A 19,356-nucleotide genomic window follows, 5' to 3' on the forward strand; every position below is an offset into this window, starting at 1 on the left:
CGATCATAAGCGGGCAAAATATATCGTAAACGCTCGTGAGGCACAAGCGGTGCGCCCCGGCTCGTCTTGATCTCACGCCACGCCGTTCGGTTCCGGTCGTGAGTCACGGCCGAAAACCAGCCGGTCGAGCAGCCACACCGCGACGAGCGTTGCGCCCATCAGCGGGAAAACGACGCCGAGAAGCGCGAGGCCGGTCGTCCAGCCACGCATCGGCGGCGCGGCGCGCTCGCGCGACGGCACGCCGAGCGAGCGTTGCGGCCGACGTTTCCACCACATCACGAAGCCGGTCACAGCGAGCGCGCCAAGGCCGAGCGAAATAGCCGCGCACAGTATCTGATTCGCGACGCCGAAGTAGCGACCCATATGCAGCGAGGTGCCGTACGACACGGCCTTCGCGATCGCGCCGTAATCGCCGTAGCGAATGTCCTTCAGGATCGCGCCGCTGTATTGGTCGACGTACAGCGTGCGTTCGTCTTTGGGATTCGCGGGGAAATAGGAAAGCGTGTAGACGCCGGCTGCGGAGCTCGGCAGCACGATGCGGTAGCCGTCCGCGATACCGAGCGACGCGGCGAGCGCGACGATATGCCCGAGCGACAGAGGCTGCGCCGCGTCGGTGGCTGCGGAAGAGGGCACGCTCGCGTTGCCCGCGGCCCACGGCGTCAGCGGCAACGGCAGGTCGTCCATGACCATGCCGGGCATCGAGTCCATGTCGGCGCGCTTGGCATGCGCGAGCGTGGCGCTCGCGTGGCCCGGGTGGTCCGAGGGCGTTCCCGGCACGATGGAGCGCAACGGCAAACCGCCCCACGCGCCCGGCGGAGCGCCAAGCTTCGTCGCGGTCGCGAACGCCTTGAACTGTTTGCCCCACGAGCCGGTCCACGGCAGCCCCGTCAATACGAACGCAAGTGCGCCAAGGGCGAGCCAGATGCCGATCACCGCGTGAAGACTTTTCCATAGCGGACGTCCTTTCAGCGCCAGGCGCGGCAGCAGCACCGCGCGCGCGGTCGTTTTGCCGCGCGGCCACCATAGTGCGACGCCGGTGCCGATCATCACGAGCGTCCAGCATGCGGCCAGTTCCATCAGCAGTTCGCCGGGCTTGCCGAGCAGCAGCTTGCGATGAAGCATGCGATCCACCTGCATCAAGCGATGCTCGACGCTCAGCGTGCCCAGCACCTCGCCGCTATACGGATTCAGATAGATGCTCTGCTGCGAGCCGTCCGCGAGACGAAATACGAATTCGGCGCTGCGTTGCGGATCGCGGGTGATCACGGCGGTCGTCGCGATCGAGCCGGGCGGCATCGCCGCGCGCGCTTTCGCGAGCAGCGCGTTGTCGGCCAGCCTCGGCACGGCTTGTGGTGCGACGACCAGTTGCTGTCGATAAAGCAGCGGCTCGATCTGCGGCTGGAAGCAATACAGCGTGCCGGTGATGGCGAGCACGAGTAGAAAAGGCATCACGAAGAGGCCCGCATAAAAATGCCAGCGCCACAGTGTTCGATAGCCTGGATGTGTCGGGCCGCTCGTGGCGGCGGTTGTACCGTTCTGCGCGCGCACGCGTTCGGCGGTTCGAGTCGTGGACATGAAATCCTCGTCGGGCAAATGGGTCGATGGTTCGTGTGCGACAAGCGGTTTGCCGCGTCTTGCATCAGGCTTAGATATGCAGCTTCGCTTCGACATAAAACGTGCGGCCCGGATACGGGTGGTAGACGAAGTAGCGCGCGTCGAACAGGTTGTCGACGCCGATGCCGAGTTCGCTGAGCTTCGTCGGCTTGAACGTGAACTTCGCGTCGACAACCGTGTAGGTGCTGGTGCCGCCGAACACGTTGGGGTTCGTGTCGGTATTCGTCAGCGTGTTGTACTGACGACCCGAGTAACGCGCAGCGAGCGTCAGCGCCGCGCGCGCGTCGAAGTGATACGTCGCGGCAAGATTCGCGCGCCACAGCGGAATGCGGTAGAAGTATTTGCCGACCGAGGCCGGATTCCGTGCGTTCTCGAGGATCTTCGACTGCGTGTACGCGACGCTCGCGAGCAGATCGAGCCCGCGCACGAACACGTCCTCGCCCGAATAGCTTGCTTCGACGCCGCGCGAGCGAACCTTGCCGATGTTCTGGAAGTTCGTCACGCTCGGAATCACGGTGGTGTCGGTCTGACTGAAGATCGTGTTCTTCACGTCGTCCTGAAAGAGGGAGAAGCGGAACACGCCATTCCAATGCGCCCATTCGGCGCTCAGCTCTTTCGACAGATCGTCTTCGGGCTGCAAATATGGATTGTTGTTGACGATCGCGGAGCCGTTGATTTGCCCCTGGAACAGTTCGCTCGCGGTCGGAAAGCGATACGCGCGAGCGATCGACGCGCGCAAAGTCAGCTCGTCGCTGACATCGAACGATAGCGACGCCTTCGGCGAAAGGTGGCGCTGGCTGGCATCGCTGTACGCGATCGTCGTGCCGGGCAGCGACTGTGCGCCATCGTAGGCTTGCCAGTCTTCATAGCGCGCGCCGTAGACGAGCTTCCAGCGCGGCAGAAAGCGCCACGCGTCCTGCGCATAAAGAGCTTGCGTCTGCGTCTTGCCGGTGAACGCGTTGGCGAACGAGGTCGCGTCGCCGTCGCGCCAGTTCAGCGTGTTGTAGGTCTGGTTGTCGACGTAGTAGTTGTCGTAGTGGTAGCCGACGCTCAGTGCGTGATTGGCCAGTCCTGGCTGGTTCGTCGCGGGCGTATAGGTGCCGCGCAGGTCCAGCGTCTTCCAGCCGGTGCCGTCGTTGAACAGCACGGTGCCGGGGCCATTGCCCGGGCCGCCGGCATTCGCGGTGCGTGCGACGCCATTGCCGATGTCGTAATACGAGGCGATCGCCTCGCCGTTCCAGCCGGTCGCGTTGCGCGTTTTCAGCGACACGCCGTAGAGCCAGTTCTCGCTGTGCCCGACACCCGGCGCAAACGCGGCCGCCGGAATCGTGTAGTGGTAACCGTTGATCGATACGTTGCCGCTGTACACAGGGTTGCCGGCCGCGTCGCGCAGGAACGTCGATGTTTCGCTGTTGTACGTCTGGTGCCAGTAGCCGAGGGTGAAGCCGCCCTGCAGCGTCGGCGTGAAGTCGTACTGCATCTTCAGCTTGAACTGGTCCTGCACCGTGTGCTCGATGCCTTCGCCGTTCACACCGAGCACGGCCGTCGGCGCATTGGTCTGGTTGTTGTAGAAATAGGCGCCGGTGACGGGCGTGTCGCCGGCCTTGGCGGGCGTGGTCGATTTAGCGAGGGTTGCGAATTGCAGCGGCTGACTCGTGTTCTCGAGATGATTGACGCCGAGCCGGTACGAGAACTTGCCGATGCTATCGCCGATCGACGCGCTCGCTTCGCTGCCGTTGAAGCTCTGGTTCACGCCGAACAGGCTGAAGTGCTGCGTGAATGCCTTCACGTCGGCGTTGGCCTCGAACTGCTTTGGCATGCGCGTGCTGATCAGCACGGTCGCGCCGAGCGAATTGCCCGGATACAGCGCGGAAAACGGCCCGTAGATTACGTCGACCTGCTGGATTTCGTCGGGATACACCATCGACCAGCGCGGCGGAAACGAATAGCTATTGCCAAGCAGGTTGCTCAGCAGCAAGCCGTCCGCATAGACGAGGCCGCGCGCGCTCTGCGTATTGCTGGTGCCGCGCACCGCGATGATCGAATTCAGATCGCCGATAAAGCGCTTGCGTACCGCCAGGTTCGGCATGTACTTGAGCACGTCCTCGGTGTTGACGACGTTCCAGTTCGCGAACTGATCGCGCGTTACGGTTTCGACGGAGGCCGGCAGGTTCGGGTCGACGGCGCGCGGTGCGGCGCTCGCGCTTGCGCTCGCACTGACGCTGACGGCGGGCAGCGTCGCGTCGGTGTTTGCGTCGGCGGCATGCGTGGGTGTTGCAACGAAAGCCGGCACGAAGGCAGGCATGAGCGCGGGCCAAAGAACGGAACGACGAACCGCGCGATGAGCGGAAAAGACAGCGTCACGGCGGACGCAATAAGAGAGCCTTCGCAGCGCGAAGTTGAACATGAGCGTTTCCTCGATGCATTGAACAGGCGATCGCAGGCCTCGTCGATGTGAGCGACGAAGGCGCGATCAGAACCGGTAGCGATCAGGAAACGGCAGGTGGGGCGCGCGGACGTCCCGACGGGAAGGCGCCAAGCGGGGTGAAGCGGGTGGACAACGTGGGCGGCGCGGTGCCGGCCAGCGGCAGCGCGGCCGGCGGCTCGACGGCGGCGAGCGTCGGCATCGCGACGTGATGTTCGAGCAGATGACAGTAGCCGCAGGCGCCGAAGGCATCGTCGTGGCTCAGATGCACGGGCGCGGGGCTGGTTTGAGCGACGACGCTCGCATCGCTCACATTGCTTGCACCAGCCGGGTGAAGCGCCGAACATAGCGCGGCAATCGGCTCGTGGGCGCGGCCCGATTCGAGCAACTGACTCACGAGCGGCGCGAACACGACGAGCCACATGGCGACGAGGCCAAGCCATGCGGTCAGGTGGTTGCGCGAGTGTCGAGTCATGATCGTCGAAGAAAAGACGGGCGCGATTCTAGCATCACCGCGCGATCCTTTCATTCGCAATGACGGGCATAACGGCGGATTAGACGGTGAAACAGCGCTTATTCCCGGGCGCTGAGGCCGAGGCGACAACCAGCGAGCCGTGGCGCTATGTTCGGCCGGGCAGTTCGCCGACGCGTTGCCCCTCGTCGCGCCGCTGCTCGACGATTCCGCCTTGCCGAACGATCAGCGGGCCGAAGCGTTCAATACTGCCGGTGCGTGTTCGTTCGCGCTGGGTCAGTGGGCGAGCGCGTGCGGCAGGCGTGCGTCGAGCGATTCGGCGGCGCGCTATGACGCCTCTGTGAGCTGCATGTGATACAGGCCCCACGGCGACAATTCGAAGCGGTCCTTCAGTGGCTTGGCCGCGAGTTCGGGAATCTGATCGGCGTCGTAGATCGCCCATAACGGCCCCACGCCGCCGAGCGCCAGCGGCTTGCCGTCCATTTGTGTCGCGACGATGAAGTGATACTCGCGCACCTTGTCGAGCGTCGTCAACACCGCGTAGCCATCGACCGCGTGCATGACGATTTGCGTGCTGCCCGCGTCGGGCGCGCCGACGTTTGCGAGCACGTCGGTGAGCAGCGGGCCGCTAAACGTATGCATGTGCGCATCGTATTCGATCGTCGGATGGATCGTCACGGTCTTCATGCTGGCGAGCCACGGCAGATCGACGCCGTACGCTTGCGAAAACTTCACCTGGTGCTTCGCCAGCAGTTGATCGAAAGCCGGATTGAGCGCGCCGCGATTGCTGTGCTTGATCGCGCCGGAGATCGTCAGGACGACCGGAGACGACCCGCATTCGGCGTGCTCACGCTTCGCGCCGAATGCGGGCGCGACCGCCGCGCCCAGTGCCGCGGCGCTGGTCAGGAACTGGCGTTTGTTCATTACGTTTTCTCCAGGTGTCGTCGAGGCGCCGCGTGGTGAGGTGCGCGCTCTTCTATTGTCGGAGAATTGTCGCCGCACGTGATACGGCGATGCTTCATTAACGCGTCATTCGCTATGCTATTTCCGCTTGCGGTTCGTGCCGGAGCCGGCACGGTTCCTTGCGCGGCGGTCCAATGCGGTGCGCGTCTTCGCAGGTTTATGACGAAGTCCTTTTCCAATGCCCATGGACGCACGAACCAGGCGCAACGCAAGAAGCCTCCACTCTTTGTCGCCCTGATCAATGGAAGTGCTCAGTTCGCGCCGATACTGACGGTGCGCGTCACATCGACGACCGACAGCCGGATCGCGTCGATCAATGCGCGCGCGGCCGGTGACGGCGTGCCCGCCGCGCGCATCGTCAGGCCGATCTCGCGCCGCGTGTTGTGCAGCGGTACATCGAGCACCACCAGTTGCCCGGACTGAATCTCGTGATGCAGCTGCTGCGCCGACAAGGCCGCCGCCATGTCGGTACCGAGCAGCAGGCCGCGAATCACCGCGAGGTCGGCGGTCTCGACGGTCGGCAGAGGAGGTTTCACCTTCATCCGCTTGAATTGCGTTTCGAACAGCGCACGCGCTGGCGCGTTGCTGCGCGGCAGAATCCACTGCGCGTCGCGCAGACCCATGATGGTCAGATCGTGCGCGTGAGTCAGGGGATGACCGCGGCGCACCAGCACCACCATGTCTTCCGACATCAGCCGCTCGTTTTTCAGGCCGCTTGTCGCGTCGTTGTCGCGCAGCGCGCCGAGAATGAAATCGATGTCGCCCGCTCGCAGACCGGCCACGAGCGTCTCGTATGCGCTTTCGTCGGTGACCACGCGCACGCCCGGATTCTCCGAGGTCATTCTCGGTCTGATCCGTTATGGGGTGTCTTTCTTCGTGCTCGAGAAGTTCGCGCGTGTGGTGAAGATCACCAATCTCGGCGTGTACGCGAGCATGCGCGGCGAAACGCTCGAAGCGTTTCTGAAGACTCGTCAGGTACCCGACGCCGTTTAAAGGCCGCGCATCAAGGCGCGCATCAAGGCAGCGCTGTCCGCTGGGCAATCCGATTTGACGCCCCCGCCAACCCCCGCGACACGACGATTCTCGAACTCCGCGAGTTTTCCCGTCGGCTGGTCCGCGAACTCGGTTTCATGCGCACGAGCATCGCCGACAGCGATCTGGCGCCATCGGCCGTGCATGCGGTGATCGAGATCGGCATGTCGCCGGGCATCAGCGCCAAAGATCTGGCGACCATCCTGCGGCTCGACGCGGCGCGTCATCTGTACGAGTCATTCGGCTTTCGGCTAAGTGAACAATCGGAAGGCACGCAATGGGGAACACGCGTGGTCGAGCAGCGTTTCAACCGGCTTTCCACAAGGAAAGGCGATAACGGTACTGCGTGATCGGCGCGGCAGCGAACTCGACGCCGTCGGTCAGTGCGCGAGGACCGACGCCGCGATCCGGTCGGCCAAATCGCCGAGAACGCGGCTCAACGCGGCCGCCTGCGCGAGCGCATCGTGTCCATTGATCGCGGAGTCGAGCGTCACCTGCTGCCGCAGCGACGCCTGATCCGAGTGCCCGGCCAGCAGCGTCCACTCCGCTTGCAGCGTCAGCGTGCCGCTCGGGTCGGCCGTGGCATTCAGCACGGTGACGACCAGCCTGCGCGTGCCGGGCGGCGCGGGTGCATCCGGAACGACGAACGATCCGGCGGGCAGCCGCGTGAGCAAGTCCTGGGCAAGCGTTTTGCGCATCATCAGAGCGAGCGGTGCGCCCCACAGGTCGCTATCGTCGATCGTCAGCCGGTTCTGCGAAGCCAGCGTGACGACTTCGAGCCGATCGAGCACCGCGGGAATATGCACGGCGGTCAGTTGAATCGGTGGGATCGGCGCCGTGGCGGGCGGCGCGTCGGCGGGCATCGGGTTCAACGTCACATAGCGTGTCGGTATGCTGTGTCCGCATCCGGCGAGCGTCATTGCCGCGACGGTTACGACAAACGCCGCCGTCCTGACGCTCGTCGCGAGCGATGCCGCGACGGCGCGTCCGACGGGGAACGTGGACCTCGTCATCATTGAGCCTCCTGCTGCCTGCCATGGATCAGCGCCTCCGGATGGCGGTCGAGATAGTCGGCCAGTGCCCGAATCGAGCGTGCGGTGTCGGTCAGCTCCTGCATGGCGGCAGGCAGGTCGTTCTGGCTCGACGCGTCGCCGCCTAGCGTCCGGTTCGCCGCGGCAACGGTGCGATCGGCCGCGTTCGCCGTCTCGCGCAATTGCGCGACGAGCGGACCGATCTGTGGCGAGACCTGCTGCAACGTGTGATCGATCTGCGCGACCGAGTGGTCGATGTGCGTCAGGCTGTCCTTGATCTGAGGCGAGGAACTGAGCGCGTCGATATGCGCGGCGATACTGCGGACCTGTTCGCCGGTTTGCCGGATCGGAAGATCGTCGATTTTCTGGATCACCTCGTTGGCCTTGGCCATCGTCGTGTCGAGATTCGCGGCGGCGACACTCGGAATGACGGGCAGGCCGTCCTCGCTGGCGAGCGTCGCCACCGGCGCGCCTTGCACGAAGTCGAGGTTGATCTTGTCCGCGCCGACGAGCGGCGGATCTTGCGACAACCGCGCGCGCAAGCCTGTGGCGACGAGGCGGGTGAGCATGCCATCGACGAGCGGGCGCCAGTCCCCGTTGGCCGGTGGCGGCGCGCCGACGATGCCAAGCTGCGACGGGTTCAGCGCGATCTGCACCGGGGTGCTCAGCGCGCCCGTGCGTGCGTCGTAGTTCAGGCGCACGCTGGTGACGGTGCCCACGTCGAAACCGCGCAATTGCACATCGGCACCACTCTTCAGGTCGCCGACCGCACCGTCGAAGCGCACCAGATAGGTGACGACCGGGCCGTGCCCCGGCGCGAGCGCGGGGCGGCGATCGACACCGTCGAAACGCGATGCCGGCTCGCCGGGCCCGGGCTCCATCACGATCTCGGGGCCGGACAGCACTGCCTTGATCGACGCTGGATCGTTGAGATCCACGTGGGCGCCGCGCAGGAAAAACCTGGTCTCGCTGCGCAGATATTTTTTTTCAGCGCGATCTATCTTGAGCTCGGCTTTCACGTGTTGGCCATCGGGCGCGAGCGTAATCTCCGAGACGGCGCCGACCTTCACGCCGCGCAGCGTGACGATCGTGTCGTCGGGCTTCATGCCGTACGCGTTGTCGAAGGTTACCGTGACCGTCTCGCCCTGATGCATCAACGCGCGAACGCCGAGCCATCCGGCCATCGCGAAGGCTGCGACCGGCACCGCCCAGATCCAGCCGGGCCACGCGCTGCGCCGCACCTGAGCTTGCGAACGACGGGGACGCGTGCCGCTCATCGCTTGCTCCGCGGGTGGACGTCCCACATCAGGCGCGGGTCGAATGCGCGCGAAGCGGCCATCGTCAGAAACACGACCAGCGCGAACGCGGTGGCGCCAATGGCGGGTCTCGCCGAGGCGATGCCGTCGAACTCGATCAGCGGCACGAACGCCGCGATCGTGAACACGTCGACGTACGACCATCGGCCGAGTTCGTCGATCAGGCGGTACAGATGCGCCTTGACCCGCAGATGCCGGCGCGAACGGCGCCGAACGGAGACGACGAACCATGCCATGCCGAGAATCTTCGCCACCGGAATGACGATGCTCGTACAGATGATCAGAATGCCGAGCGGCCACAGGCCAGCGTGAAACAGCTGGTAGACGCCGTCGATGATCCGGGTTGAGTGGGTCCGCCCGAGTTGCATCGAAGTGGTCATCGGAAAGAGGTTGGCCGGGATCGTCAGAACGAGCGCGGCGAGCGACAGCGCGGCCGCGCGCACGACGGCGTCGGTTTTGCGAGCGCGCAACGTCAGTGCGCAGCGAGGGCACGGACGCCCCTCCTGCGACATCGGCACGACCAGATCGCAAACCGTGCAGGACAGCGGCGCTTCATGTTCCGGCAACTCGTTTTCCGCGGCGATCGCGCGCCACACCGTTCTCCGGTCGAGCGACGCGCGCGTGAGCATCGACAGCAGCGCCGCGGCGATGAAGCAGTAGCCGCCGGGGGCGATCGTGCCGGTCAGATTCTGCGTCACGCGCGCGTAACCGACGAAGCAGCCGACCAGATAGACATCGGGCATGGTCCAGATATCGAGCGAGGTGGTCCAGCGAAACAGCGCGCCGATTCCTCTGGTACGCCGGCCGAGCCGCAGCGCGGCGAGGACGATCACGAGGCCGCCAAAGCGGATGAATGGCAGCACGATACCGAAGGTGCCGAGCAGTACCGCGAGAATGAACCAGCCATCGTTCCACATCTGCACGATGCCCGACGACAGCAGTGATGAGCGTTCGACGCCGAGCATATGGACATACATCAGGGGCGCGAGGTTGGCCGGAAACAGCAATACGAAGGTCGCGCTCGCGCAGGCGAGCGCCGCGGTCTGGCTTCGGCCGCTACGCCGCTCGAGCGGAAAGTGACAGGCGCGGCAACGCGCGTAGGTATGGGCGGTGAGCGGCGGGATGTCTTCGAGCGCGCCGCATTCGGGGCAGCCGATCGTCATGCGACGTTCTCCATCGGCTGTCCGTTTTCAGGCGGGCAGCGCGTTGCGAATGAGGTTTCGCCGATCATCCCTCGACCCTTGGCGCCGTTTGGCGCGTGCATGTACGGCAGACGCGCTGGCGCGCGCCAGCTCTTGTCCTGCACTAGCATGGCGCGTTCCCGGCCCGGCCTCGGTGCGTCGGGCAGCGCGGACGGTCGGCGGCGGTGTGGCGTCAGTCGGGTGAGCGGTTCCGATCCGCTTCGCTTTGCGAGCCGGGCGGCGTGCCCGGTTTGGTGTTCGGCGCCGCTGACGGAGCGGCGTCGGCAATGATCAGCAACCTCGAAGACAGCGCGTCGGGATGGCCCGGCTTGAACCAGTTCATCTCGGGAATGCGTGAATCGGTCAGGTAGATCGTGCCGTCCGGCCCTTCCGCGAACGTATCCGGCCATCGCAGGCCGGGCTCGTGCAGCAACGTCGTCAATGTCGCGCCGTCCCATACCTTCACCGCGTGTTCTTCGACTGCGGTAATCAGCAGGCGTCCCGTCCGGTCGATGTGCAGCCCGTCGGCGGGGCGATGCTCGAGCACTTTCTCGACGCGGTTGCCGACTTCATCGGTCGCGAGCGTGGTATCGCGAAGCGCTTCGGTGGGCACGCGGTAAAGCGTTTTGCCCTTCACCGCCTGCCAGTACAGATACAGTCCATCGCGAGTGAGCGCGATGCCGTCGGCCGCAAATTCGACGCCGCGTCCATCGGGACGCCGCAATGGTGCGCCGCCTGCATGGACCGTGACGCCCGGATCCGTTTGCGTCGATGGATGCCCGTCGAGCAGGCGGCGCGCTTGACCGGTGCCGAGATCGACCACCACGATCGCGCCGCGTGTTCCAGAGTCCGTGATGTAGGCGAAACGGCCGTCCGGACTGATGCGCACGTCGTTCAGGTAGCTGCCCTGAGGCGCGATTTCGAGCGTGAACGCAATGCAGCCGACGACGCTATCCGTCGCAAGATCGATGCGGACCAGCTTAGGGGCGCCCGGCACGACGAACGCCTGGGCCGGCGCGCCGGGGTCGAGTACCCACAGGTTGTTTCGGGAATCGCACAGCATCGCCTGCACGCAGACCCAGCGATCCTGCGGGTTCAACTCGTCACGCCTGGCATTGCGCCAGCCGTTCCATCGATCGTCGGGATAAGGACGGACGTCGCCATCGGGCGTGAGGACGCCGACGGAGATCGGCGCGTCTTCTGTCCAGCGCGGGAAGTTGACGAAGATGCGTCCGTCCGCGGCGACGGCGACGCCGGTCACCTGGTGCCCGAACGACGCAATCTCGCGCAGATGGGGCAGCGAGCCGTCGTCACCGGCGCTCGATGCAGGCGCGGCGGTCAGTGGAACCCGATCCGCGGCGGTTGGCGTGGCGGTGTCTTTCATGGGCTGCCTCCGGGACAGGACGGAAATGTCCGTATTCAGCAAAGCGAATGCCGCGTGCAAAGATAAAGTGAATCGTAATCCGCGAATCTTTCGGAAGGTATTCAACGTGAATTGCGGACCGTCCTTTATGCGAATTGTTTGACTTTCGCGCGAGCAGAGAACGGTAGTGCGCGCAATAGGGAAAGCCGAGTTGTCGCGTGGCGCTTGATACGACATGGCGCGCTAAAAGGCCGCGTTGCTACTACGTCATTCAGGGCGAAAAGAATCGCTCCGCGGCGGCGTGCGGAGCCGCCGTACCAAACGGTCCATTTCGGCAACTCTGACTCTCAGGGTTTCTCCTGACTCGCCTTTGGACCCGCCGTGTCACTCGTGCGCTACACCGCTCATTTGCAAAGAAAAAATAATGCCGACGTCAAAGGAATGTGCTAGAAAATAACAATTGCACGCGCAGACAAATAGCCACGCCTGCAAGTAAAAATTTCGGCTTTCAATACTCTTAATCGGCCGCGAGGTGGATCATGAGAACAACGACGCTTTGGGGGCTCGGGGTGACGACGGTCGCTTCGGTGCTAACGCTGCAGTGTTATCCAGCGTGGGCCGACGGGCCCGAAGCGGCCTATGCGTCCGACGACGAGGTGCCGGCCGGCTCGCTCAGTCCGAACGAGTACAAGGTCAATGCGGACGGCATGAAAGAAGATCCGAATGCGAAGATGTCGGACGTGGCCCGCGCGTATCGCAATGGCTATATCAACCGCGGCAAGCAGGATCAGGCCGATTACCAGGCAATGATCGACTCGCACAATCACGGTCAGCGGCAACCCGCCAGGACCGACGTCGCGCGGGTCGACGTGCCGCCGCTGCCGCCGGGCGTTCCTGAAGACGATAACTCGAAGTACACGAGTATTCCGCCGCAGCCTCAGAAGCCGCGGCCGGTCCAATACGCGCAGCGTCAGGTGCCGCAACCGCCGCCGCAACAGCAATATCAGCAGGTGTACCAGCAGCCGCAATATGCGCCGCCGCCAATGCAATATCAGCAGGCGCCGGCCTACGCGCAGATGCAGCCGGTCTACGACAACCAGCCGGTGTACGTGCGGCAGGACTATCCTCAGCCGCCCGTGCAGTACGTGCCGGTTTATCCGCAGGCGCAATACGATGAAATGCCGCAGGTCGTGGAAACGGTGGTTCAACCGGCCGCGCCTGTCGCTTATCAGGTTTATCGTCCGCCGGTCTATTGGGCGCAGCCGCGCGTGTATGCGTATCGCGCGCCGGTCTACAGCTATCGTATGTGGCGTTGAGGTATTGCGCGAGTCGTGGCGGCGTTGTGCAGCAATGGAACGCCGCGGCGAATACTCGCACGCATCGATTGATTGGCCGATAGAAAGTACTCAGCCCGCCGCATTCGTGGCGGGCTGAGTACTTTCTTTTATTCGTTTTGCGCTAGTGACCGCTGGCACCTCTCGTGCGCACATTCAAATGGTTATTCACCTGTCTGACTCCGCGCACCGACCTCGCGACACTGCCCGCGCGTTGCACCTGAGCGCGCTGCGGTACCCAACCGGTCAGCGTCACGATACCGCGGCGCGCCTGCACGTGAATCGACGTTGAATGCAGGTTCGGTGTGCGTGCGAGCGCGCGCCGCACGTCGCGCGCGAGTTCGCTATCGGTTCTGTTGCGAGCCGGCGATGCCGCCATGGATTGGCTTTGCGCGGAAGCATCGTTCGGCATGCCGCCACTGGTTTGCGCATTCGCACAGGTCGCAGTGCCAATCGCAATCGCTGCCGCGGCAATGGCGCCAATTAGGGTGCTCGCGCTGTCTTTTCTCACAAGTCCTCCTGTCCCACCTGATTGTCGCTCGCCGCGCAGCAGATCGACGTTGCGGCTATTGCGCTTGCCCGTTGCCCAATAGCACGTCCGTCGTGACGACCGTGCAGTACTCGTGATCGAGATTGGCCAGTGACATCGCATGAACGTCGTCGGCACTGCGCGGCGTTCCGTGCCAGTCGGTCCGTGCAAAAGTGAAACAGCCGTCGGCCACGAGATAGGTATCGAAACCGAGGTTGCCGGCCATCCGCACCGTGGCCTCGACCGAGTTGTTGGTGATGACACCCGCCACGACCAGCGTCGAGTGGCCGGCGGCGCGCAGGCGGTCTTCGAGTCCCGTGCCGATGAACGCGTTATTCGTGCGTTTCGCAATCACCGGTTCGTCGGGCAACGGCACGTTGGACGCCTTGAATTCGTGTCCCGCCTGACCCGGCCGATAGTGCGACCCAGGCTCCGTCGAGTCGTGCCGCACATGCCACACCGGCCAGCCTTGGCTACGCCAATGCGCGAGCAAGCGGCTCACCTGCGTCTCGGCTGCGGGATTGTTGCGCTCGCCCCAACTCGGATGATCGATCGCGCGTTGCAGATCGATCAACAACAATACGGCGCCGGCGGAAGGAGCGGGAGAGCGCATGGGTCGAATGAGTCTGTGTGGGTGTCGATATGATTCTGGCAGACTTTACCGTATTGGCGCCGTCAATAGCCATGTATGATGGCGGGCTCGCGCCCGGCAGGGCGCCCTGCGCGGGCGGCTTGCGCGGATCGCGCGCCGTCTGCCGCGCCCACCGGGCCGCAACGCATCCATTCACGATGATCCAGAGGAAGACCGCCATGACGGCTGCAACGCAATTCGACCAGGTTTCTGTTGTCAAACGAGCCAACGTGTACTTCGACGGCAAGTGCGTGTCGCACACCGTGCTGTTCGCCGACGGCACGCGCAAGACGCTCGGCGTGATCCTGCCCGGCACGCTGAACTTCGGCACCGACGCGCCGGAGCTGATGGAAGTGCAGGCGGGCAAATGCCGCATCCGTCTCGACGGCAGCGATGAGTGGAAGACCTATGGCGCGGGCGAATCGTTCTCGGTGCCTGGCAAGAGCCGCTTCGATATCGATGTGGTTGAAACGCTGGACTACGTTTGCAGCTATCTGTAAGCGGCTTTAAGGCGCGTGCAGTGGGATAAGAAAGACCTGTTGCAAGCAGCCGGGACGGCTTGGACAATGGACCCAGGCTATCTTTGCTCAGATGTGTTGAAGAGACAACACGCAAGCATTCGCGAGTGCATGCGTGAGCCAGGTACTCAGAATGGGCCGTCCATCACGCTTCGCTTCGACGATGAACCTTACGCTGTCTCTTTCGCCACGATCTCCTCGATCACCTGCACGAATTGCTCGACCGGCTGGCCGCCGGTCACCAGATAGCGGCGGTTGAAAATGATCGACGGCACCGATTGAATGCCCATTTCCTGATTGTTCTTTTCCGCTTCGCGCACTTCATCGGCATACGCGCCGCTCGTCAGCACGTCGCGCGCTTCGTTGGCGTCGAGTCCTACCGACTGGGCCGCTTCGACCAGCACGTCATGATTGCCCGGATTCTTGCCGTCGGCATGATACGCGCGCAATAGCGCGAGCTTCAGCGGTAACTGGTGGCCCTTCAGGCCGGCCCAATGCAGCAGGCGGTGCGCGTCGAACGTGTTGTAGGTGCGGATGCGCGGACCGAAATCGAAGCCGACGCTCGCGCCGCGTTCGCGGATCATCGCCTGCGTTTCGGCGATCTGCGCGGCTGTGCGGCCGTATTTCTTGCCGAGATACTCGACGATGTCTTCGCCGTCCGGTCCCATCTGCGGATTCAGTTCGAATGGATGCACGACGATACGCGCGTCGATTTTGTCCTGAAGCCGCGCGAGCGCGAGCTGCAGCGACGACAGGCCGATCGCGCACCACGGGCAGGCAATGTCGGAAACAAAATCGATGGTGAGCTGCTGTTTCATGGTTGTCCTGGCGGAATGAAGTGCGATGCGGCGGCGGCAAGTGCGGCCGCAACGAAACCGACAGCGTAGCGTGAATCGTCCGTCCGTGCAGTGCGGCTGAATTTGACCGCAAGACCCGGAGTGTTTTCCCGCCACCACACTCGTACACTAAGTTCATCGAGCTACCTACCTTGATGGCGCGGGCGACGAGCCCGCGCCGCCCAGTCATCGACGATGAACGCAATCGCTCCCACCCAAACGATCGACCACCGCGTCGACGCACTCGACTGGCCGCGGATCGAACACGATCTCGATCAGTACGGCTGCGCCGCCGTGCCGCAACTGTTGACGCCCCGCGAATGCGACGCGCTGAGCGCGCTCTATACACGCGACGCGCTTTATCGCAGCCGCGTCGTCATGGCGCGCCACGGCTTCGGTCGCGGCGAATACAAGTACTTTGCGTATCCGCTGCCGTCGCTCGTCGGCGGCTTGCGCGGTGCCCTTTATCCGCACCTCGTGCCGGTCGCGAACCGCTGGAACATGGCGATGGGCATCGACGTGCGCTATCCGCCGAAACATGCGGATTTCATTCGACGCTGCCATGACGCCGGCCAGGTGCGTCCGACGCCGCTGATCCTGCAATACGGCGAGGGCGATTTCAATTGCCTGCATCAGGATCTGTACGGCGAACACGTGTTCCCGCTGCAGGTTGCGGTACTGCTGTCGGAGCCGGGGCGCGACTTCACAGGCGGCGAGTTCGTGATGACCGAGCAGCGTCCGCGCATGCAGTCGCGTGCCGAAGTCGTGCCGCTCGCGAAGGGCGACGCGGTCGTGTTCACTGTGAACAGCCGGCCCGTGCAGGGTACGCGCGGGCCGTATCGCGTGAATCTGCGGCACGGCGTGAGCCGCCTGCGCTCGGGACATCGGCATACGGTCGGCATCATCTTTCATGATGCGCTGTGAGGGCCGCTGTCGGCGCAATGGCGCAACACCGCGTGCCGTGAGACGATAACGGCCACGATTCCAGCGATCTGCCGCCATTGTCGTAAGATCCGTCGCCTCGTCCCATGGAAAACCTGCTCAAGAAACTCGATCTGACTTCGCTGCGTCTGTTCGTCGCCGTTTGCCAGGAGCGCAATATCGCGCGCGCGGCGCAGCGCGAGTTCATCGCGTCGTCGGCGGTGAGCCGGCGCATCGCCGAGATCGAGGCGCTGATCGGCCTGCCGGTGATTCAACGGCAGTCGCGCGGCATTACCGTGACGCCGGTCGGCGAGACCGTGCTGCGCTACGCGCTCGCGATCATCGGCAATATCGAGCAGATGAGCGCGGAGTTGTCGCGCTTTTCGACGGGCGTCAAAGGACGCGTGAGGGTGGTTGCGAATCTGTCGTCGATCGTGCAGTTTCTGCCTGAAGACGTGGCCGCGTTCGGCCGCGCGTTCCCGGATGTAGCGATCGAACTCGAAGAAGAAAACAGCGCGGACGTGCTGCGTATCGTCGACGAACACGGCGCGGACTTCGGCATCTGCAATCCGGTTGCTGGCAGCGAGGCGTTCGAGCAGGTGCCGTACCGCCAGGACCGGCTCGCGGTGCTCGTGCCGGGTGGGCATCGGCTCGCCAGCGCGGCGCGGGTGAACTTCGACGATCTGTTGCACGACAGCTTCGTCGGCTTGCGCAGCGAAAGCGCGCTCACGCGTTTGCTCGCGCAGCAGGCGGCGAGCGCGGGCCAGCAGCTCGAGGTGCGGATGCGCGTGAGCAGTCTCGATGCGCTGTGCCGGATGGTGCATGCGGGGCTCGGCATCGCGATCGTGCCCGAGCCGGTCGGCCTGCTCTACGTGAACACGCTCGACGTGCGGCTGCTGCCGCTTGCCGATGCGTGGGCGGAGCGTCATCTGATCATCATCTTCAAGGCGCGCGAGCAGTTGAGCGCGAGCGCGGCCGCGCTGGTGTCGTTCCTCGGCAATCCGCCTTAGACGATTCCACCACCCGCACTGCGCGCCGCGGCTCCGCCATCGAGCATTCGCGAAACGAGACGGCAGCGTTGCCGCACCGGCACTTCGGCATCCACCTTGCGCGCCGTATAGTGAGCGCAAGGAGAATGCAGTGATGAGCGATACGATTCGTTTGGACGGCCGCGTGCTGTACCTGTCGCAAGACCCGGCCGTGATCGAGGCGCAACTGGCCGGCGAAAACTTCACTCGCGACACGGCGGGGCCGTTGCGCGACAACGTGTCGACGGACGAGATCACGCCCGTCACCGTAATGCTCACCTACGACGAGCGCCTCGGCCAGTACCCGTACGTCGGCTTCAAGGCCGGCGAGCGTCTGCCGATCGGCCGCAATGCGGTGAAGGACGGCGGCTTTCGCGTGACGGTGGCCGGCAAGCGCTACGGCAAGGGCTCGTCGCGCGAATCGAGCCCGCTCGCGGAGTTGTCCGCAGGTATTCGCCTGATCGTTGCCGAGAGCTTCGAGCGTATCTATCAGCAGAACTGCGACAACATCGGCATTCTGACCACGACCGATTTTTCCGTGCTCGATCGCCTGCTTGCAGGCGAAGCGGTGCCGATCGACGAATTCCTCAAAGGCCGCGACTCGCTCACGCAGCAGATCATCCGCAGCGGCGGGCTGCTCGCGTATAGCCGGTTTGCGGAGTGGCCCGCGCCGGGCGAGCGCGCGAGCGATGCCCCGAACGAGGCGCCGGGCGCCGAGCCGAGAACGCTGGTCGAGAAGATCATCGACCGTCATCTGCATCCGGGCACCGCGAGCGCGCAGCGCGGCGACGGCGTGTTCATCGCAGCCGACTGGCGCTTCAGCCACGACTATTTCACCGGCATGTGCGCGCATCTGATGCATCGGGCGTTCGGCAAGCCCGCGCCGCTGCATGCGCCGGATCACATCATCGCGTTCCAGGATCATCTGGTGCTCGCGCCGCAGAGCATCCCTCACGTGCGCGACGGTCTGTTGCCGGGCGTCGCGAATCTGATGGAAGGCCACACGTCGTTTTCGCGCGGCTACCCGGTGCGCTCGCACGGCGCGCTCGATGGTGTGCCCGGCTCCGAGGGCATCTGTCATGCGTTGATGGCCGAGCAATACGCGCTGCCGGGCCAGGTAGCATGCGGTACCGATTCGCACACGCCGCATTCGGGCGCGCTCGGCTGCCTCGCATTTGGCGCGGGCGCGACCGAAATCGCCAATAGCTGGGTCACGGGCTACGTGCGCTGCAAAGTGCCGGAGACGCTGCGCATCGAGATCGACGGTCAGTTGCGCGACGGCGTGACCGCAAAGGACGTCGTGCTGCATCTGCTGCGGATGGAGGCGATTCGCTCGGGCGGCGCGATCGGCCTCGTGTTCGAATACGGCGGCGCGGCGGTGCGCGCGATGTCGATCGACGAACGTGCGACGCTGACCAACATGGTCGCGGAACTCGGCGGCTTTACCGGCATCGTCGAACCGGACGAGCGCACGGTCGCGTTCCTGAAGGAGCGGCGCGGCGTCGATTTCGTGCTGGAAGGCTGGATGAAAAGCGACGCGGACGCGACCTATTGCGACACGATCCATATCGATGCGAACGCGATCGAACCGATGCTCGCGCGTCCGGGCGACCCCGGAAACGGCGTGCCGGCGACGCGGCTCGAACAGGACGTCGCGATCGATATCGCGTACGGCGGCTCGTGCACCGCGGGCAAGCGCGAGGACTTCGATTTCTATCACGAGGTGCTGCGTTGGGGCGTCGAGCACGGCCTACGGGTGCCCGAGCGCACGCGTTTGTATCTGCAATTCGGCACGATGGCGGTGCGCGCGTATTGCGAGGAGCAGGGCTATCTGCCGGTGTTCGAGCGCGCGGGCGTGACGCTCGTGATGCCTGGCTGCGGCTCGTGCGCAAACTGCGGACCGGGACAATCGGCCAACCCGAACGACGTGACGATCAGCGCGATCAACCGCAATTTCCCCGGCCGTTCGGGACCAGGCGACGTCTGGCTCGCGAGCCCGTACACGGTCGCGGCGAGCGCGCTGGCCGGGAAAATCACCACGTTCGAACAATTGCAACGCGGGCACGGCTAGAATGCTGGCCGGACTCCGGCCGACCCATCGTGGCGCGTGCGACGCGCGACAAGACGCAAGGCCGGCATCGAACCGGCCGCGGTAAGCGATC

General features: G+C 64.4%; 17 protein-coding genes and 3 pseudogenes. 8 read left to right on the forward strand and 12 right to left on the reverse strand.

The features are described from left to right. Positions 1-72: 72 nt before the first annotated feature. The 3 genes from F6X37_RS10820 to F6X37_RS10830 form a co-directional block, all read right to left on the reverse strand. On the reverse strand, positions 73-1,575 hold the full coding sequence (locus F6X37_RS10820; RefSeq protein ID WP_187611261.1) for a PepSY-associated TM helix domain-containing protein: 1,503 nt from the start codon (positions 1,573-1,575) through the stop codon (positions 73-75). A 70-nt stretch (positions 1,576-1,645) separates the two neighbouring features. After that, positions 1,646-3,919, reverse strand: coding sequence for a TonB-dependent receptor (locus tag F6X37_RS10825; RefSeq protein ID WP_410451215.1), 2,274 nt, complete (start codon positions 3,917-3,919; stop codon positions 1,646-1,648). A 184-nt stretch (positions 3,920-4,103) separates the two neighbouring features. Beyond that, positions 4,104-4,514, reverse strand: a complete 411-nt coding sequence (locus F6X37_RS10830) for a DUF2946 domain-containing protein (RefSeq protein ID WP_018423374.1) — start codon at positions 4,512-4,514, stop codon at positions 4,104-4,106. A 139-nt stretch (positions 4,515-4,653) separates the two neighbouring features. Between F6X37_RS10830 and F6X37_RS10835 the strand changes: the two genes are divergently transcribed. Continuing rightward, positions 4,654-4,866, forward strand: a complete 213-nt coding sequence (locus F6X37_RS10835; protein ID WP_187611318.1) for a hypothetical protein — start codon at positions 4,654-4,656, stop codon at positions 4,864-4,866. Here F6X37_RS10835 and F6X37_RS10840 read toward each other — a convergent pair. Together F6X37_RS10840 and F6X37_RS10845 are read right to left on the reverse strand one after the other, a co-directional pair. Beyond that, positions 4,839-5,435, reverse strand: coding sequence for a molybdopterin-dependent oxidoreductase (locus F6X37_RS10840; protein ID WP_187611263.1), 597 nt, complete (start codon positions 5,433-5,435; stop codon positions 4,839-4,841). The two genes, F6X37_RS10835 and F6X37_RS10840, sit on opposite strands and share 28 nt — an antisense overlap. Positions 5,436-5,725: 290 nt before the next feature. Then, a pseudogene (locus F6X37_RS10845) lies at positions 5,726-6,319 on the reverse strand (LysR substrate-binding domain-containing protein); the annotation flags it as partial. Between F6X37_RS10845 and F6X37_RS37590 the strand changes: the two are divergent. Together F6X37_RS37590 and F6X37_RS10855 are read left to right on the forward strand one after the other, a co-directional pair. Continuing rightward, positions 6,318-6,467 (forward strand): annotated as a pseudogene (locus tag F6X37_RS37590) (protocatechuate 3,4-dioxygenase); the annotation flags it as partial. The pseudogenes F6X37_RS10845 and F6X37_RS37590 overlap by 2 nt on opposite strands. A 47-nt stretch (positions 6,468-6,514) precedes the next feature. Then, positions 6,515-6,721, forward strand: a pseudogene (locus tag F6X37_RS10855) (MarR family transcriptional regulator); the annotation flags it as partial. Positions 6,722-6,886: 165 nt separating this feature from the next. Here F6X37_RS10855 and F6X37_RS10860 read toward each other — a convergent pair. The 4 genes from F6X37_RS10860 to F6X37_RS10875 all read right to left on the reverse strand — a co-directional run bounded on the left by F6X37_RS10860 (position 6,887) and on the right by F6X37_RS10875 (position 11,418). After that, positions 6,887-7,522 carry a membrane integrity-associated transporter subunit PqiC gene (locus F6X37_RS10860; RefSeq protein ID WP_187611264.1) on the reverse strand — a complete coding sequence of 212 codons (636 nt, stop codon included), beginning with the start codon at positions 7,520-7,522 and terminating at the stop codon, positions 6,887-6,889. After that, positions 7,519-8,814, reverse strand: a complete 1,296-nt coding sequence (locus F6X37_RS10865) for an MlaD family protein (protein WP_187611265.1) — start codon at positions 8,812-8,814, stop codon at positions 7,519-7,521. Before F6X37_RS10865 ends, F6X37_RS10860 begins: the two co-directional genes overlap by 4 nt. Next, the gene (locus F6X37_RS10870; protein ID WP_187611266.1) at positions 8,811-10,016 is read right to left on the reverse strand and encodes a paraquat-inducible protein A; all 1,206 of its coding nucleotides are present in this window, start codon (positions 10,014-10,016) and stop codon (positions 8,811-8,813) included. The genes F6X37_RS10865 and F6X37_RS10870 overlap by 4 nt, the downstream gene beginning before the upstream one ends. Before the next feature lie 211 nt (positions 10,017-10,227). Next, positions 10,228-11,418, reverse strand: coding sequence for an L-dopachrome tautomerase-related protein (locus F6X37_RS10875; protein WP_187611267.1), 1,191 nt, complete (start codon positions 11,416-11,418; stop codon positions 10,228-10,230). 518 nt (positions 11,419-11,936) lie between these two features. On the opposite strand from F6X37_RS10875, the gene F6X37_RS10880 reads away from it, so the two are divergent. Next, positions 11,937-12,713, forward strand: a complete 777-nt coding sequence (locus F6X37_RS10880) for a hypothetical protein (protein WP_035471695.1) — start codon at positions 11,937-11,939, stop codon at positions 12,711-12,713. A 142-nt stretch (positions 12,714-12,855) separates the two neighbouring features. Here F6X37_RS10880 and F6X37_RS37595 read toward each other — a convergent pair whose 3' ends face one another. Continuing rightward, entirely contained in the window at positions 12,856-13,383 is a 528-nt protein-coding gene (locus F6X37_RS37595; protein WP_316251954.1) for a BON domain-containing protein, read from the reverse strand. Then, positions 13,298-13,873 (reverse strand): cysteine hydrolase family protein, encoded by a 576-nt coding sequence (locus tag F6X37_RS10890; RefSeq protein ID WP_187611269.1) that lies wholly within the window; start codon positions 13,871-13,873, stop codon positions 13,298-13,300. The genes F6X37_RS37595 and F6X37_RS10890 overlap by 86 nt, the downstream gene beginning before the upstream one ends. A 197-nt stretch (positions 13,874-14,070) precedes the next feature. Between F6X37_RS10890 and F6X37_RS10895 the strand changes: the two genes are divergently transcribed. Then, positions 14,071-14,391: a pyrimidine/purine nucleoside phosphorylase gene (locus F6X37_RS10895; protein WP_008917257.1), complete on the forward strand. Its 321-nt coding sequence runs from the start codon at positions 14,071-14,073 to the stop codon at positions 14,389-14,391. Positions 14,392-14,579: 188 nt separating this feature from the next. Here the strand turns inward: F6X37_RS10895 and F6X37_RS10900 are convergent, their stop codons facing one another. After that, on the reverse strand, positions 14,580-15,227 hold the full coding sequence (locus F6X37_RS10900; protein ID WP_187611270.1) for a DsbA family oxidoreductase: 648 nt from the start codon (positions 15,225-15,227) through the stop codon (positions 14,580-14,582). A gap of 213 nt (positions 15,228-15,440) precedes the next feature. Here F6X37_RS10900 and F6X37_RS10905 point away from each other — a divergent pair, with 213 nt between their 5' ends. From F6X37_RS10905 to F6X37_RS10915, 3 genes are all read left to right on the forward strand, one after another. Then, positions 15,441-16,169, forward strand: coding sequence for a 2OG-Fe(II) oxygenase (locus F6X37_RS10905; RefSeq protein WP_187611271.1), 729 nt, complete (start codon positions 15,441-15,443; stop codon positions 16,167-16,169). A 104-nt stretch (positions 16,170-16,273) separates the two neighbouring features. Beyond that, on the forward strand, positions 16,274-17,176 hold the full coding sequence (locus F6X37_RS10910; RefSeq protein ID WP_187611272.1) for a LysR family transcriptional regulator: 903 nt from the start codon (positions 16,274-16,276) through the stop codon (positions 17,174-17,176). A gap of 133 nt (positions 17,177-17,309) precedes the next feature. Next, a complete protein-coding gene (locus tag F6X37_RS10915) occupies positions 17,310-19,265 on the forward strand; it encodes an aconitase family protein (protein ID WP_187611273.1) in 1,956 nt (651 codons plus the stop codon). Positions 19,266-19,356 lie beyond the last annotated feature (91 nt).

Source organism: Paraburkholderia sp. 31.1 (assembly GCF_014397645.1).
Classification (GTDB): domain Bacteria; phylum Pseudomonadota; class Gammaproteobacteria; order Burkholderiales; family Burkholderiaceae; genus Paraburkholderia; species Paraburkholderia tuberum.